This window comes from Escherichia sp. B1147 (assembly GCF_001660175.1).
Taxonomy (GTDB): Bacteria; Pseudomonadota; Gammaproteobacteria; order Enterobacterales; family Enterobacteriaceae; genus Escherichia; species Escherichia whittamii.
On record NZ_LFHY01000005.1, the window covers coordinates 85,362 to 102,428 of the forward strand.

Here is a 17,067-nt window from a genome sequence, read left to right on the forward strand (position 1 = left end):
AATATTATATTTAGCACTTATGACGTGCAGTTTCTGCGTTATCTGGCATACAATGTCAGACATTATTTCAGAATTGAATTTCCACAGGGAAAAACATGCTGCGATGGATCCGCTATATAACGCTAATATTTATCTCTGGTGCTGCTTATGCGGCACCAGAGATAAATAGTAAGCAAAGCGAATCATCATTGCCCGATCTGGCAAGCGAGGCTGCTCAACTAGAAGAACAAAGTAACAAAGGTAAATCCTTCAAGGAACGTGGTGCCAACTACGTTACCGAGTCCGCCCAACAGGGCTTTGAGAACCTGACTCCAGAAGCTCTTGAATCCCAGGCGAGAAGCTATCTGCAAGGCCAAATCACCTCATCCGCACAGTCTTATATCGAAGGTGCACTTTCTCCTTATGGTAAAGTTCGCTCTAACCTTTCCATCGGTCAGGATGGCTCGCTGGACGGCAGTTCAATCGACTATTTTGTCCCCTGGTATGATAATCAGAGCACCGTCTATTTCAGTCAGTTTTCTGCGCAACGAAAAGAAGATCGCACGATAGGTAATATAGGTTTAGGCGTAAGACATAATTTTGATAAATGGTTATTGGGTGGAAATATATTTTATGATTATGATTTCACCCGCGGACATCGCCGTTTAGGTTTAGGAACAGAAGCCTGGACGGATTATTTAAAATTTTCTGGTAACTATTATCATCCGCTTTCAGACTGGAAAGATTCAAAAGATTTTGATTTCTATTTAGAACGACCCGCACGTGGCTGGGATGTCCGGGCGGAAGCCTGGCTACCATCTTATCCGCAGCTGGGGGGCAAAATTGTTTTCGAGCAATATTATGGTGACGAAGTGGCGCTCTTCGGCACCGATAATTTAGAAAAAGATCCCTATGCAGTGACGCTTGGCGTGAACTATCAACCCGTTCCGTTACTGACGGTTGGGACGGACTATAAAGCAGGAACCGGAGATAACAGCGATCTTAGTGTTAACGCCACGATTAACTATCAGTTCGGTGTTCCGCTAAAAGATCAACTGAATAGCGATAACGTTAAAGTCGCTCACTCGCTGATGGGCAGTCGCCATGACTTCGTTGAGCGTAATAATTTTATTGTTCTGGAATATAAAGAAAAAGATCCTCTCGACGTTACGTTATGGCTGAAGGCTGACGCCACCAATGAACACCCGGATTGTGTCATTAAGGACACACCCGAAGCTGCGGTGGGGCTGGAAAAATGTAAGTGGACCATTAACGCGCTAATCAACCATCACTATAAAATTGTCGTCGCCTCGTGGCAGGCGAAAAACAATGCTGCCCGTACGCTGGTAATGCCTGTTGTAAAAGCGAATACCATCACGGAAGGTAACAACAACCACTGGAATCTGGTGCTGCCAGCCTGGCAGTACAGCTCAGATCCTGCCGAACAGGAAAAACTCAATACCTGGCGCGTGCGTCTGGCGCTGGAAGATGAAAAGGGCAATCGGCAAAACTCAGGCGTGGTGGAAATTACCGTTCAGCAGGACCGCAAAATTGAGCTGATCGTCAATAATATCGCAGATGTGCCGGATGAGAACAATCATAGCCACGAAGCCAGCGCTCAGGCGGATGGCGTCGATGGCGTGGTGATGGATCTCGACGTTACCGATAGCTTTGGTGATGACACGGACCGTAACGGCGATGCGCTACCTGAAGATGGCCTGAGTCCGCAGCTTTACGATGCTCAGGATAAAAAGGTAACCCTCACCAATAAACCCTGTTCAACCGAGAATCCCTGCGTCTTTATCGCCAAACAGGATAAAGAAAAAGGTACCGTTACGCTCTCCAGTACGCTTCCCGGTACTTTCCGCTGGAAAGCGAAAGCTGCTCCGTATGATGACAGTAACTATGTCGATGTAACTTTCCTCGGCGCGGGGGGCAATGATGTTAATGCCTTTATCTACCGTGTATCCGCGACTAACCCTGTCAATCTTATCGGTAATGAGAAAGAGCATTTGCCTGTTGATAATTCCTATCGCTTTGTCTTGTGGCGCGATGCTAACAAAGATGGCGTTTTCCAGCAGTCGGAAAAACTGACGGAAGAGGAAATGGCGCAATACGACTACCAATGGGAATTTACCGGACACAGCGTCAATGGCTACACCGGTGCCCAAACGAATACCAGTAATGAAGATATTGTCATCCCTGCCACTAACGAGGAAGCCGTACAAAAATTTGGCGCCCAAAAAGAAGATGGCGTGCAGGGATATGGATTACGTGTGGTTTACAGCAAGCACTAGATCGGCGTAATGGCCGATCGGCCAGTCGCTGGATATTAATCAAGGAGAGAATTGAATGAACAATAATTTAACGCGGCCATTGACGAAAGTCGCGCTGGCGCTGGCTTTAGCGGGGTACTGTGTGGTGCCTGCTGCAATGGCTGAAGGGCAGGGTAATCTTAGAGCTGGTCAGTGGCAATCAGAATCACAGACTACCGGTACCATTCAGGGGACCGTGCCGTGGATCACCCGTAGCGCGTCAGAAACGAGCGATGCTGATAAATCTCATGTCACTATTACTATTGATCGCGGTGGACGTTCTGCTTCAACCGATGGCGAGAAGCAATTTCATGTTGGCGACAAGCTAACTGCAAACTGGGCCATTGGCGATACCCAGGGGGACCTTGACGACAACAACACAGCAACCAAAGCGACACTTCAGTGGATGAGCTTTAGCGACCAGGCGGGGGGCGATCCAAAACCGATAGGTACAGTTGGCAGTGACACTTACACCATCGCTGCAGCAGATGCCGATCGATACATAGGCTTGAAGATCACGCCAACCACTACTACCGGTGATCCAAACGTGGCGGTGGAAGTGGTCATGTTAGACCTCTCTACAAACGCTGGTGGTGGTTCTGACAGCGATGATATTCCTGAAGGTCCGGTGTTTGATGATGCAGTTCATGTGGTCATCCATGAGCAAGGTGTCAATACCAACCTGCTGGGCAAAGATACCAAACTCAAAACCAATACCACCTATCAGGTCATGCTGTGGAAAGATAAAAACAGCAACGGATCCTACGATACGGGCGAAGAAGTTACTAATCAGTACAACTACCGCTGGCGCTTTACTGGCACCAGTCTGCAGTTGGGGACGACGGGTGGGCTTGTCAACCCGAGCTACAACAACAGCGACCTGGTTATTCCGGTTACCAACGCCGAAGCGAAAACCGCGTTCGACTACAGCGAAGGCGGACTCACACTTGGCGCCGATGGTGTCCAGGGCTACGGTTTGTCCATCGACTACCAGAGAAAATAATTTTTACCAGCACCATTCCCCTTGGGGAATGGTGCTTTTCCGCGCACTTTGCTTAACCTGCGTTAAGCAAAGTGGGTTGAGGTAAGAAAGTAACGTTAACGGGCAGGTTTCACTCATGGGCGGGAAATTGAAACGCGTAAAAATGGTGATGGCTTTTTTAATGCTTACTCTGGCTACGCCAGCAGTAGCAGCATTGAAAGGAGGCCAATGGCAACATGTTGACGTTTCAACGGATGCCATAAACGGCACCCCTCCCATAGCAGACAGCGCCAGCGTACCCGTTTATCAGGGCAGCATCCAGTTAGATCCCAGCAAAGAACACGATGTTGCATTTAGCTCCACACCGGGTAATTTCAGCGTGGATGCTACCGCAACCAGTATGTTGCTCATTAACCAGCACGATACCGAAGGCGATCTTTTTGCCAACCCGCCACTGTTGCGCTGGGAAAACCAGACGTTACCTGCTGTCTCGTTGGTTTGGGCTGAAGCTGCGACGCCGGATGCGCCGCTTAGTCCGCAACCTCGCCCGGATCGCTCCTTCTGCGCGCAAAACCTTGCCGGACATAAGCTGGTGGTGATCCCTCAGTTTGACCCGAAAGAAACTCTGCCCACGCTGGATCTGTTCACCCTGACCGGTATACCTAACCGGGGCTCGGTATTATTGAGTGAACAGCAGGTGACGTTAAATATTGCGCCTGCTCAGGGCGATTTGGTGACCGTTGCTGCCGCGGGTTATGACGATACGCTGAAGGCGTCAAGAGCCAAAGTTGGCGAAACCATCACGTTAACCGTGACCACTAAGGACTGTCAGGGCAATCCGGCGGGTAATATCCCATTTACCATCAAGCGCGGCGATGCGATAAATCGTCAGACAATGGTGAACAATACCGGTCCGGTAAAGCTGGACAGCACAGAACTGACCACTACGGCGACAGAGTACCGTGGTACTACGGATGCCAATGGTTCCGCCACGGTACAGGTGACGCAGTCAAATGGCCCCGGTGTAAAAACGCCGCTGATCGTCGGTTTGCCCGGTATTTCGCAGACCAGCGAAACGGCAGTCATTTTTACTGTGCTCACCAGCCCGGACGTACCGCAAGCCAATATGTGGGGCCATATGCCCAACACACTGAAGGCGCAGCAGTACACCTTTACCCGGCCGAAACTGGCGGCGGAAGTCTCTAATGAAGACGGCACGGTTGACGATCATAACGAAACCTGGTCCACCTTTATCTGGAGTGGCGCGGATAACCACTGCGATATTTTGCCCGGTATGCGCCAGTTTGGCGCGCTGGCAACCGTGATTCCAACGACCATCCAGAATGTTGCAGGTTGGCCAATAGCGAACAACTATTACTGGTCTTCTCTGGCGGGGACCACCGGGCAGCACCATGCTGCGGATGTCTCCAACCGCAGCGAAGCGCAGAAACCGGATGATACCCGGTTCATCGTGAGCTGCGTCGACAAAGAAGCGCCTGATGTTGAGCCTGAACTGATTCTCACGTCAGATGATTATGACGACACTTTACAGGCGGTGAGAGTAGCTGTCGGCGACGAAACGAATATGCGCCTGACCATTACCGATAAGAAAAATAATAACCAGCCGCTGGCGTACTACTATTTCTCACTGCATCTGGATGACGGCGTTAACCGCAAAGGGGAAAGTAATGCGGCCTGGGAAGCAAACCCGGTACAGATAGACACAGGGGGCGATCTGCAAAAAGTGGACGCTCATAATTATGAGGGCATGACGGATGTTAACGGTCAGGCAACGTTAACTCTGCGTCAGCCCGGCGGTGTAGGGGTGAAAACGCACCTCACAGCGCAAATGCGCAGCAACTTTACTGCGTCAGACACCAAAGATGTGATTTTTGCCGTTATCACCAGCCCGGATGTGCCGCAGGCGCGCATGTGGGGATATATGGGTAACGGCATCATTGAAAAGGGTAACCTGTTCAAACGTCCTCGCCTGGCAGATGAAACAACCAATGAACTTGGCTCAATTCGTGAAAATAACGAAGACTGGGCGTTATTCGACCAGAACACCAGTATGCAAGCAGAGTGCGGTGTCGGGCATATACCGAGTCAGCGTTCACTAACTGCGTTATTCAATGGTCACCCTGGAAATGCAATTGGCACGGAGTACGGCTGGCCAACGGTAAAACAAGATTACCTGACAGCGGCGGAGCAGGTCGACTCGCATTCCTCCGTTGATCTGGGAAATGGTGATATCGATAGCTATTCTGGCTTTAAACAAAACTATCTCACCTGTTCTGCCAATGAACTGATTGCTCAGGTGGTGGTGGATACCGACAAAGACACGACGCCTGATTCCAGGATAGCCAAAGCTAAGGTAGGCGAGAAAATCACCATGACGGTTCATACCGTCAATGCTCAGAATGGTGCGCCTGTGCCGTTTACTGCTTTTACCATCACTAAAGATATGGGCTTAAGTCGTGCCGGTAAAACAACTGATTTTACCGACCCCACCAGCGGCGCATTAACCATGAATGGCGTACAGTACGGTACTTCGCAGCCTTCAACCGTTTATTCTGGTACTACGGATGCACAGGGCGCGGCCACCGTTGTGATCGAACAACCGCAAGGCGTGGGGCTAAGAACGCCGCTGAACATCACGCCGACCAATTCGGTGCTTCCTAATACCGTTAACTACTCCGTGGTATTTACCACGGTTACCAGCCCGGATGTAACTGGTGCGCGGATGTGGGGGCATATGGATGACACCATAAAAGTCGACTCCCTGATCTTTGAGCGCCCTAAACTGGCTGCGGAAGTTAACGAGAAGAATTTTATTACCGAGAATAATGAAGACTGGGCGCGTGTTGCACAGGAAGATATTGCCAATACCGATTTCGGAGGCTGTGGTGTAAACAAAGTCCCTCTGAAAACACAGCTTACCTCGTTATATGACGCCAACAATAACAACGCTATTCAGACCGTTCACGGCTGGCCGACTCAGCGTGAGGAATACTGGACCAGCACGCCAGCCGATAAAACACCCGTCCTGTATTCTCAGTGGCTGAATAATGGCTCGCTGGTGGCTAACAATACGGATCCCATTTATGTCAGTTGCCTGGCAACGGCGAACGCCCCGGCAAGCCAGATTACGCTGGAAGTCGTCAACCAGGCGCAGTGGAATGGCACATTGAAGGCTGCGAAGCTGAAAAAAGGCGAAACCTTACAGGTTAAGGTTACGGTAAAAGATGCGGCAGGCAATCCGATGCCGGATATGCCATTTACCTTTAACCGTGGTGATGGCTATACCCGTAATCCCGTTGAAAAACATATTGCAGGCAGCGATGACGGTATTGTTGCCCCGGTGGTGGTAGATGGCGAGTCGCTGAACGATACGGCAACTGTCCACGCCGCTATAACTGGCAGCGACGGCACGAAAATTCTTAATATCACTCGCCCGGATGCGCACGGCACCAAAACGGCCATTACCGTCGGGCTTTATTCCGATCCGACGATCAAGGCGACCATGGACACCATTTTCACCGTGGTCACCAGCCCGGATACCGGCAAAGCGAAAATGTGGGGCCATATGCCGGAAACGCTGTCGGCAGGCGGGCTGACGTTTAAACGCCCGATTCTGTTTACAGAACTAACCGGCAGCCCAGGCAATAAACGCAAAGGCCCGGAAGAGGATAATGAGATTTGGGCGTTGTTTACGGAGGCTCAGGCGGCCAAGGTCAATAATGGTGGCTGTGGCGCGGATTACATTCCGACGCAGGACGCACTGATCTCGCTCTCTGGCGGTTGGGGGGGCCATGCGGTTGATGGCTGGCCTGTTCTGATAAATTACGATTCCAGCACGCCGGATCAGGCCAGTACTGGCGATCGTAAATATAAAAGCGTGAAGCTGAGTGATGGCACCAGTGGCAGCCTGGCAACCGCTGATTTTGGCTATCTGACCTGCCAGACCACGGCGAATCCTGTGGTGAAAACGATTGAACTTAGCTCTGCTCAGACCGCGAAATATGATGGAATTGACGCGGTAAAAGTCAGAACTAACTACAGTGTTTTCGGGGATCAGTTAACCATGACGGTGACAACTCGTGATGCACAGGGGAACCCGCTGGGTTATGCACCGTTTACCTTAATTCATGGTACTACCGTGCCCCGCACGATGAATTCGATAACTATCGATAATTATTCACGACTGATATACGTTCAGGACAGTTATAATAATGCATCTACCTATCTTGATGATGGTAGACGTTACTACAGTATGACAGGGGCTGACGGTACATTAACCTTTACGATGCATCAGCCCAATCAAGGCATGGGAACGCGCATTCCGTTGACGGCGCAACTGGATAGCGGAGCGACATCGAATGTTCTAAGCGCGATTTTCACCACCATTACCAGCCCGGATACGCCGAAAGCGAACTTCTGGGGATACATGCCGGAAACCCTGTCCGCCCAAAATGGTAAGGTTTTCAATCGCCCATTGTTGAAAAAAGAGGCAGGATCTTCGGCCTCGTTAACCATTAATAACGAAGACTGGCAGCAGGTCACCATTACTCAGGCGCAGGATGGTACACAGGGGGGCTGTAAAGATGCATTGCCGCTGATGAACGATCTGCAATCACTGTATCAAGCGTATCCTTCCGGGACGCTGGAGTCCGCGCAGGGCTGGCCGCTGGATGCGACAAGACCGTTCTTCTGGTCGCGTAATGTGGCTTCAGGGAGTGATGTCACATCGCCAAACTGGCAATATATGAATCTCCAGACCGGAACCTCAGGGCAAACAAGCGCTACATCGGTGGCCTATTCCCAGGTGTGCCTTGCGAACGCTGAGCCGATTGGCAATATCGCCCTTACCTCTGCGCCAGCAAACTGGAACAGCACGTTGTCTGCGGGCAAAGTGAAGAAAGGGGACGCACTGCCGGTCACCGTGACGGTCACTCGCCCTGACGGCTCGCCGGCGGCGTATGAGTCGGTGAGTATCCAGCGCGGCGTCAGTATGCTGCGAGCTAACGACACTGTCGACGGCTCAGTTTCGTCTGACAATCTCACGGTGAATGCCTTCAATCCAGCGCAAACATTCTCAAGTGCGGTTTTAACCGGGCAGAATAATCAAAATTATCTGTTTATCCAGACCGATGCACAGGGACAGGTGACGTTTAACCTGCGCCAGGATGACACCACCGGGTTGAGAACACCAATGAGCGCCACAGCATTTGGTAGCAGCGCCAGACTAAACGCGCCGATGGATGCTATTTTCACGGTGATTACCAGCCCTGACAGCGATAAAGCCAATATGTGGGGTCATATGCCGGAGACGGCGACGGCGGCAGACGGTACGGTATTTGTGCGCCCGAAACTGAAGGCAGAATTACCGAATCCAATAACCGGGGCCAATAGCAAGGTGGTCGCTAGCGAAACCTGGCTTGTGCCAACTCCGGATGAGAGGGAGGATAGCGGTACTCGGGAATGTGAGGTCGCGCGGTACCCTTCAGCGGATGAGTTACGTTCTCTGAATGCTCGCTACCCTAACGGCACGATACAATCTGCAATCGGTTGGCCAGTTGTCGCAGCAGAGGATTATGGCTGGTGGACATCAGATCCAACCTGTAATACCACCGCACATGCTCGCGTGTGCCAGACGGTGAACTTGTACACCGGGGCTGTGGATACAACAAAGAGCCGTTCGCATCAGGCTTGTCTGTTGAATCCGCATAGTACCGTCTCTGCCGTGACGTTGACTTCGACGGCATTTGATAGCAGTACACAGGCGGCGAAGGTGAAAAAAGGCGAATCCATGCCAGTGACCGTCACGGTCAAAGACAGCGCCGGGAAACCGGTGCCGAACGTGGCCTTTACCCTGAAACGCGGTGATGCGGAACCGCGCAACTCTGGGGCGACTTTGTATGGCGACGTGGCGGCGATGGATGACCTGACCGTTCAGCCGCCCACTGGTGCTACGGTCATGTTATCCGACAGCGGTAATACAATACAGGGAACCACCGGCGCTGACGGTACGGCGACGTTTACTGTAAAACAGGACAATACGCCGGGCTATAAAACGCCGCTGACGGTGACGTTGAACGATAACGTCAGCATCACCGCGACGATGGACGCTATTTTCACCGTGGCGACTAGTCCGAATGTAACGAGCGCATACTTCTGGGGGCATATGAGCGATACCGCGACGGTAAATGGTAAGACATTACATCGCCCGTTGTTGAAATCAGAGATACCTTCGAACAGTACCGCAGCCGCCGCGCCGAACGTCAACAACGAAACCTGGGCGTTGGCGCATACTGTTGATGCGACAAAATGGGATCTTGCAGATCAGTGCGGACATTTGAGTAATGCGCCGGAATACGATGATTTACAGGCGCTTCACACCAGCTTTAGCTCGTTGGGCTGGCCCTCGTCTCCCAGCTTCCCTTACTTATCGCAAAGTCGAGGAGGCGGTAATTTTTACTGCGGTATGATTGAAGCGACCGGTGCGCAGAATTGTGGTATTTCCCCCGCTAGCACGGCAGGATTTGCTACATGTTTCCCGTAATACCTTACTGACGTATTTTTCTTGTGCGCTTCACGGAGTGCACTTCGCTAATTATCAGCCCGTCTTTTAGACGGGTAGTTAACATATCACCGGCTTTCACTTGTTTGGTCTGCTTCAGCACTTCGCCATCCGTTGCGCTGGTGACGCTGTATCCGCGCGCCAGCGTGGAGAGTGGGCTCACGGCTTCAAGATGCGTCACTGCATTACCAAAGCGTTCGCGCGTGACACTGAGTTGGTTACGAAGCGTTTCCGCCAGGCGATATTCTAATTGCTGAATGCGCGTTTGCGCGCGATGGATCCGCGGTTGCGGGTTTTGATTATTCAGGCGCTGGCTAAGGTGTTGCTGTTGCTGACCTGCCCGCTTCAACCTGTTTTCCAGCGCAAAACTCATCCGTTTTTGCAGACGTTCCAGAGTGGTTTGTTGGCGTGCCAGGCGTAGCTGCGGATGCTGCTGCTGTAACCGATGATGAATTTGCGTAAAGCGTCGCGTGCGGTTGGCGAGATAATAATCCATCGCCATTTCCAGCCGCTGCTGCGCAGATTGCACCTGGCGCAACAATTCTTGCTGATTACGGCTTACGACTTCAGCAGCGGCTGACGGCGTTGGCGCGCGCAGGTCAGCGACGAAGTCAGCGATGGTTACATCAGTTTCATGGCCGACGGCACTCACCACCGGGATCCGGCTGGCAAAAATCGCCCGCGCCACGCGTTCGTCGTTAAAACTCCATAAATCTTCCAGCGAACCACCGCCGCGCCCGACGATCAAAACGTCGCATTCGTTGCGTTGATTCGCCAGTTCAATGGCACGAACGATTTGCCCCGGCGCATCATCACCCTGAACGGCAGTAGGGTAGATAATTACCGGCAAAGAAGGATCTCGACGCTTTAACACATGCAAAATATCGTGCAGTGCCGCACCGGTTTTTGATGTGATCACACCAACGCAATGCGCAGGGGAGGGGAGTGGTTTTTTTAGTTGCTGATCGAACAAACCTTCCGCCTGCAACTTCGCTTTGAGTTGTTCGTACTTCTGTTGCAGCAAGCCTTCACCGGCAGGCTGCATACTTTCGACGATTATCTGATAGTCGCCGCGCGGCTCGTAGAGCGTAATATTGGCGCGAACTAAAACCTGTTGCCCATGCTGTGGGCGGAAGGTGACCCGTCGGTTGCTGTTGCGGAACATCGCACAGCGCACCTGGGCGGTATCGTCTTTGAGCGTAAAGTACCAGTGCCCGGAAGAGGGCTGGCTAAAGTTAGAGATTTCGCCGCTGATCCACACTTGCCCCATCTCCTGCTCAAGCAGCAAACGGACGGTCTGATTCAGGCGACTAACCGTAAAAATTGCGGGGGATTGAGATGGTAACATGTGAGCGAGATCAAATTCTAAATCAGCAGGTTATTCAATCGATAGTAACGTGCTGACCGGGGATCGCAAGTATTATTTGCAAAAAGGGGTAGATGCAATCGGTTACGCTCTGTATAATGCCGCGGCAATATTTATTAACCACTCTGGTCGAGATATTGCCCATGCTACGTATCGCTAAAGAAGCTCTGACGTTTGACGACGTTCTCCTCGTTCCTGCTCATTCTACCGTTCTGCCGAATACTGCTGACCTCAGCACTCAGCTGACGAAAACTATTCGTCTGAATATTCCTATGCTTTCCGCAGCAATGGATACCGTAACGGAAGCGCGCCTGGCTATTGCTCTGGCTCAGGAAGGCGGTATCGGCTTTATCCACAAAAACATGTCTATTGAGCGCCAGGCTGAAGAAGTTCGCCGTGTGAAAAAACACGAATCTGGCGTGGTAACCGATCCGCAGACCGTACTGCCGACAACCACCCTGCGTGAAGTGAAAGAGCTGACCGAGCGTAACGGTTTTGCTGGCTACCCGGTTGTTACCGAAGAAAACGAACTGGTCGGCATCATTACCGGTCGTGACGTGCGTTTTGTGACCGACCTGAGCCAGCCGGTTAGTGTTTACATGACGCCGAAAGAGCGTCTGGTAACTGTGCGTGAAGGCGAAGCCCGTGAAGTTGTGCTGGCAAAAATGCACGAAAAACGCGTTGAAAAGGCGCTGGTTGTTGATGATGAATTCCACCTGATCGGCATGATCACCGTGAAAGACTTCCAGAAAGCGGAACGTAAACCGAACGCCTGTAAAGATGAACAAGGTCGCCTGCGTGTTGGTGCGGCCGTTGGCGCGGGTGCGGGTAACGAAGAGCGTGTTGATGCGCTGGTTGCCGCAGGTGTTGACGTTCTGCTGATCGACTCCTCGCACGGTCATTCTGAAGGCGTTCTGCAACGTATCCGTGAAACTCGTGCCAAATATCCGGATCTGCAAATCATCGGCGGCAACGTTGCAACAGCTGCAGGCGCACGCGCCCTGGCAGAAGCTGGTTGCAGCGCGGTTAAAGTGGGTATCGGCCCAGGCTCCATCTGTACTACCCGTATCGTTACTGGTGTAGGTGTTCCGCAGATCACCGCTGTTGCTGACGCAGTTGAAGCGCTGGAAGGCACTGGTATTCCGGTTATCGCTGATGGTGGTATTCGCTTCTCTGGCGATATCGCCAAAGCTATCGCCGCTGGCGCAAGCGCGGTGATGGTAGGTTCCATGCTGGCAGGTACTGAAGAATCTCCGGGTGAAATCGAACTCTACCAGGGCCGTTCTTACAAATCTTACCGTGGGATGGGCTCTCTGGGCGCGATGTCCAAAGGTTCTTCTGACCGTTACTTCCAGAGCGACAACGCTGCCGACAAACTGGTGCCAGAAGGTATCGAAGGCCGCGTAGCCTACAAAGGTCGCCTGAAAGAGATCATTCACCAGCAGATGGGTGGCCTGCGCTCCTGTATGGGGCTGACCGGCTGTGCTACTATCGACGAACTGCGTACTAAAGCGGAGTTTGTACGTATCAGCGGTGCGGGTATTCAGGAAAGCCACGTTCATGACGTGACCATCACCAAAGAGTCCCCGAACTACCGTCTGGGCTCCTGATTTTCTTCGCCCGACTTCATGTCGGGCGATTTATATTATCTGTTTCACTTGCCTCGGAATAAGCGTCAATGACGGAAAACATTCATAAGCATCGCATCCTCATTCTGGACTTCGGTTCTCAGTACACTCAACTGGTTGCGCGCCGCGTGCGTGAGTTGGGCGTCTACTGTGAACTGTGGGCGTGGGATGTGACAGAAGCACAAATTCGTGACTTCAATCCAAGCGGCATTATTCTTTCCGGTGGCCCGGAAAGCACCACCGAAGAAAACAGCCCGCGCGCGCCGCAATATGTCTTTGAAGCAGGCGTACCGGTATTCGGCGTTTGCTATGGTATGCAGACCATGGCGATGCAGTTGGGCGGTCACGTTGAAGCCTCTAACGAACGTGAATTTGGCTACGCGCAGGTTGAAGTCGTTAACGACAGCGCACTGGTTCGCGGTATCGAAGATGCTCTGACCGCAGACGGTAAACCGCTGCTGGATGTCTGGATGAGCCACGGCGATAAAGTTACCGCTATCCCCTCCGACTTCATCACCGTTGCCAGCACCGAAAACTGCCCGTTTGCCATTATGGCCAACGAAGAAAAACGTTTTTACGGCGTACAGTTCCATCCGGAAGTGACTCACACTCGCCAGGGTATGCGCATGCTGGAGCGTTTTGTACTGGATATCTGCCAGTGTGAAGCCCTGTGGACGCCGGCAAAAATTATCGACGACGCCGTAGCCCGCATTCGCGAGCAGGTGGGCGACGATAAAGTGATCCTCGGCCTCTCTGGTGGCGTGGATTCCTCCGTGACCGCTATGCTGCTGCACCGCGCTATCGGCAAAAACCTGACCTGCGTATTCGTGGACAACGGCCTGCTGCGTCTCAACGAAGCAGAGCAGGTTCTGGATATGTTTGGCGATCACTTTGGCCTGAACATTGTTCACGTTCCGGCAGAAGATCGCTTCCTGTCAGCACTGGCTGGTGAAAACGATCCGGAAGCAAAACGTAAAATCATCGGTCGCGTTTTCGTTGAAGTATTCGATGAAGAAGCGCTGAAACTGGAAGATGTGAAGTGGCTGGCACAGGGGACTATCTACCCTGACGTTATCGAATCTGCCGCTTCTGCAACGGGTAAAGCACACGTAATCAAATCTCACCACAACGTTGGCGGCCTGCCGAAAGAGATGAAGATGGGCCTGGTTGAACCGCTGAAAGAGCTGTTCAAAGACGAAGTGCGTAAGATTGGTCTGGAGCTGGGTCTGCCATACGACATGCTCTACCGTCACCCGTTCCCGGGACCGGGCCTCGGCGTTCGTGTACTGGGCGAAGTGAAGAAAGAGTACTGTGACCTGCTGCGCCGTGCTGATGCCATCTTTATTGAAGAACTGCGTAAAGCGGACCTGTACGACAAAGTCAGCCAGGCGTTCACCGTGTTCCTGCCGGTACGTTCTGTTGGCGTAATGGGCGATGGGCGTAAATACGACTGGGTTGTCTCTCTGCGCGCTGTCGAAACCATCGACTTCATGACCGCACACTGGGCGCATCTGCCGTACGACTTCCTCGGCCGCGTTTCCAACCGTATTATCAATGAAGTGAACGGTATTTCCCGCGTGGTGTATGACATCAGCGGCAAACCGCCAGCGACTATTGAGTGGGAATGATTTCCCTATAATTGATTAATGATCATGGCACAAGGATAAGTGCCATTATTAAATATTCTTCACATCTGAATTAAGATACTACTCTGGCTTAATACATCCATTTTTCCACCAACGCATCACCTAATTTCTCGCGTAACATTTCTTCATTATCTTCCTCACCATGCACTGTGAGTAGACATTTAAACATGACCAGGTCGAGATACTGACCAACATCACTGAACATTTGTGTCAGCATCGGCGGACAGTCGTGATCAAAATACCAGACTTCGCCTGTTACCCGGTGAAAACACCACAAATTTCCATTCCCCAAATAGTCGCCAAAAGCGATAAGTTGATCGACAAGATTCCTCAGTCCATTACTATCAGGTAGCTCTTCCAGAAGATCTGTGATCCCAGGGTACGCGTCGGTTAATGGTTCAATTGCCGCGTAAGGTGCAGGTTGCACACTGCAAAGCGTTTCCGCCAGATTAAGGGTGCCAATGTGTTCATGATACGAGCGAAGTAATGGAGGAATTGTACAATCCAACCTTTGTTCAAGTGCTTCAATTTCACTGGCGGGAACAGGGGAAATGGGCGAGCGTCGGTTCCACTCTTCACTCCAGGCAAGGACACAGGTGCGCCACCAGTCTACACGTGCGTTAAGATCAACAAATTCGGGCCAAACCAGAGGAGGTATATCATTGTCGAGTTTTGGCGTTTTGGCATTTGTATCCATGTCATATCCTGTTCTAAATGAAGGAGAGTTAGAAACGTATATTGCAATATAAGAAAGCCTATAATCCTCACGGATCATAGGCTTGAAGCTACTGACATCGCTTAGTTAAACCAGCTGTCCGATTTATTCTCTTCTGCTTTACCCACGCTTTTCATCAAATCGCGACCACCTTCTGTCACATTTCTGTTAGCGTCAGCTTCAGATTGCACGACATCTGTTTGCGCGGCTTTGTGCTTCAGCTCCTGATCGATAAATTCGTTCTCGCGCTTAACGCGGGCTTCTTCTTTTGCCAGCGCCAGTTTTTGTTTCTGAATCTCTAAGCTGCGCAACTCATCTTCATAACTTTGATCGCGTTTTTTGTCCGCAGTGGCTTCGGCGTCCAGTTTATCCTGACGAGCTTTCTTATTCGCCGCTGCCGTTGCCGCTCTTTTGTTAGCGGCTGCCTGAGCGTTTGCGCGACGCTGTTTCTCTTGCTGAATTTCCCTGTTGCGCTCCGCGACCCATTCGTCATGCTGCTTTTGCTCTTCATTTTTACCTTGCTGTTCAGCTTCTGCGACAGCTGAAAGTTGATCCTGTAATGAAGAGGCGAAAGCCGAGCTACTAACAGCGGCTAAAATGGCGCAAAGAAAAACTTTCTTCATGAGTCCTCCTGATAGTTAGCTCTTTTCAGGACATTTGGTATTTGGCTGAATACGCGTTTCGTTATACGTCGTGGTAATAACAACGGCTAAACCCGTCGTAAACTGGCATTCTTTACCTACCTGGGTGGAGGTATACACTTTGGTGCCTTCCTTATAAGTTAAAGAAACACCTTCCACTAAGGTTTTATCATTCACCATAGAACCCGCTGCCGCACCTACAGCTCCGCCGCCAACTGCGCCTGCCGTCGTTCCGGAATTACTGCCAGACCCGACATTGTGGCCGATAACACCACCAGCGACTGCGCCAATAAGCGCACCGAAAGCTTGTGCGTTCCGTTTATTTTGGGAGTTGTCTACGGCAACTTTTGCGGGAAGAATGGAAATAATATTAACGGTTTTAGTTTCTTGCTTGGTATTCAGTTGATCGGTTTGATAAACATCGGCGGCATGATCGTCAGCATTTGACTGGCATCCTGCCAGGGTGAATGACGCTAACATTGCCATAGGCAGAAGACATTTTTTAAATTTCATCACTATTCCTTGTTATAGACTTTACGAAAAACAAGATATTTAAGATCATCGAAAGAGGAAAGTAAATGTATAGACTATGGAGGAATAGATTAAATTTATTTAAATTCATCAAACAAATAAATGCGCACAAACGCATAATACAAACAGATATATTATATCTAATATATATTGCGTCTTATTGCAGAATGATTCGAAATCAGGACAAAGAGGTAAAAATTTAGATAAATAAATGCCTGCCGCTTTGATAACAACAAAGAGCAACCGTATCTGACAGCATTGAGTCGTCTTGTTCAGTAAAGGTGACGAAGGTAATCGCTAACGTTGTACCGAGGATTCGATAGAGAGTGTGGATTGCTGAGCTTCTTTTTTGCTCTGATGATGCTGCCAGGCGCCAACGGAAGAGTAGATAAAGCGGCCAAAGAAGAAGAGAAAGCTGATAAGCAGTACGATACGGGTCATGCGACTGTTAAATCGGTGTCGTTTTCGCATACTGGTTGCCTGACTCACAAAAGGTTCCTTGAAGTATGTCCCACACTGTGGACGGTACTTACATTAAGGCACACCAGGACAAAATGGTCAATTCTTCGTTATGTAAAAAAGCGTCAGCTGATACATATTTTAATGTTATGGAAGTTGATTTAATTATTTACAACGATGATGTAATAATGATGAGCTAACATGATAAACGTAATAATTCATTAA

Annotated in this window: 11 protein-coding genes; 6 read left to right on the top strand and 5 right to left on the bottom strand. The window is 50.8% G+C overall.

All coding sequences use genetic code 11. The annotated features are described in order from the left end of the window. The first annotated feature begins 95 nt into the window (after positions 1-95). The 3 genes from sinH (at position 96) to A9180_RS03590 (ending at position 9,838) form a co-directional block, all read left to right on the top strand. Entirely contained in the window at positions 96-2,276 is a 2,181-nt protein-coding gene (gene sinH, locus A9180_RS03580; protein WP_064526227.1) for an intimin-like inverse autotransporter SinH, read from the top strand. Between the two features lie 55 nt (positions 2,277-2,331). After that, positions 2,332-3,297: a SinI family autotransporter-associated protein gene (locus A9180_RS03585; protein ID WP_064526229.1), complete on the top strand. Its 966-nt coding sequence runs from the start codon at positions 2,332-2,334 to the stop codon at positions 3,295-3,297. Positions 3,298-3,412: 115 nt separating this feature from the next. After that, positions 3,413-9,838: an adhesion domain-containing protein gene (locus A9180_RS03590; protein WP_064526232.1), complete on the top strand. Its 6,426-nt coding sequence runs from the start codon at positions 3,413-3,415 to the stop codon at positions 9,836-9,838. 4 nt (positions 9,839-9,842) lie between these two features. Here the strand turns inward: A9180_RS03590 and xseA are convergent, their stop codons facing one another. Beyond that, the gene (gene xseA / locus A9180_RS03595; RefSeq protein WP_064526234.1) at positions 9,843-11,204 is read right to left on the bottom strand and encodes an exodeoxyribonuclease VII large subunit; all 1,362 of its coding nucleotides are present in this window, start codon (positions 11,202-11,204) and stop codon (positions 9,843-9,845) included. A 161-nt stretch (positions 11,205-11,365) separates the two neighbouring features. Here xseA and guaB point away from each other — a divergent pair, with 161 nt between their 5' ends. Together guaB and guaA are read left to right on the top strand one after the other, a co-directional pair. Continuing rightward, positions 11,366-12,832: an IMP dehydrogenase gene (gene guaB, locus A9180_RS03600; RefSeq protein ID WP_064526989.1), complete on the top strand. Its 1,467-nt coding sequence runs from the start codon at positions 11,366-11,368 to the stop codon at positions 12,830-12,832. A gap of 68 nt (positions 12,833-12,900) precedes the next feature. Next, positions 12,901-14,478, top strand: coding sequence for a glutamine-hydrolyzing GMP synthase (gene guaA / locus A9180_RS03605; protein WP_064526237.1), 1,578 nt, complete (start codon positions 12,901-12,903; stop codon positions 14,476-14,478). An 88-nt stretch (positions 14,479-14,566) separates the two neighbouring features. On the opposite strand, the gene A9180_RS03610 is transcribed toward guaA, so the two are convergent. The 4 genes from A9180_RS03610 to A9180_RS03625 all read right to left on the bottom strand — a co-directional run bounded on the left by A9180_RS03610 (position 14,567) and on the right by A9180_RS03625 (position 16,872). Next, on the bottom strand, positions 14,567-15,193 hold the full coding sequence (locus A9180_RS03610) for an SMI1/KNR4 family protein (RefSeq protein ID WP_064526239.1): 627 nt from the start codon (positions 15,191-15,193) through the stop codon (positions 14,567-14,569). A 101-nt stretch (positions 15,194-15,294) separates the two neighbouring features. Beyond that, a complete protein-coding gene (locus A9180_RS03615; RefSeq protein WP_064526241.1) occupies positions 15,295-15,834 on the bottom strand; it encodes a DUF5384 family protein in 540 nt (179 codons plus the stop codon). A 15-nt stretch (positions 15,835-15,849) separates the two neighbouring features. Continuing rightward, positions 15,850-16,368: a glycine zipper 2TM domain-containing protein gene (locus A9180_RS03620; RefSeq protein WP_074399430.1), complete on the bottom strand. Its 519-nt coding sequence runs from the start codon at positions 16,366-16,368 to the stop codon at positions 15,850-15,852. A gap of 312 nt (positions 16,369-16,680) precedes the next feature. Continuing rightward, on the bottom strand, positions 16,681-16,872 hold the full coding sequence (locus A9180_RS03625; RefSeq protein WP_064526245.1) for a YfgG family protein: 192 nt from the start codon (positions 16,870-16,872) through the stop codon (positions 16,681-16,683). A 17-nt stretch (positions 16,873-16,889) separates the two neighbouring features. Here A9180_RS03625 and A9180_RS24505 point away from each other — a divergent pair, with 17 nt between their 5' ends. After that, positions 16,890-17,042: a hypothetical protein gene (locus tag A9180_RS24505; RefSeq protein ID WP_064526247.1), complete on the top strand. Its 153-nt coding sequence runs from the start codon at positions 16,890-16,892 to the stop codon at positions 17,040-17,042. The last annotated feature ends 25 nt before the right edge of the window (positions 17,043-17,067 follow it).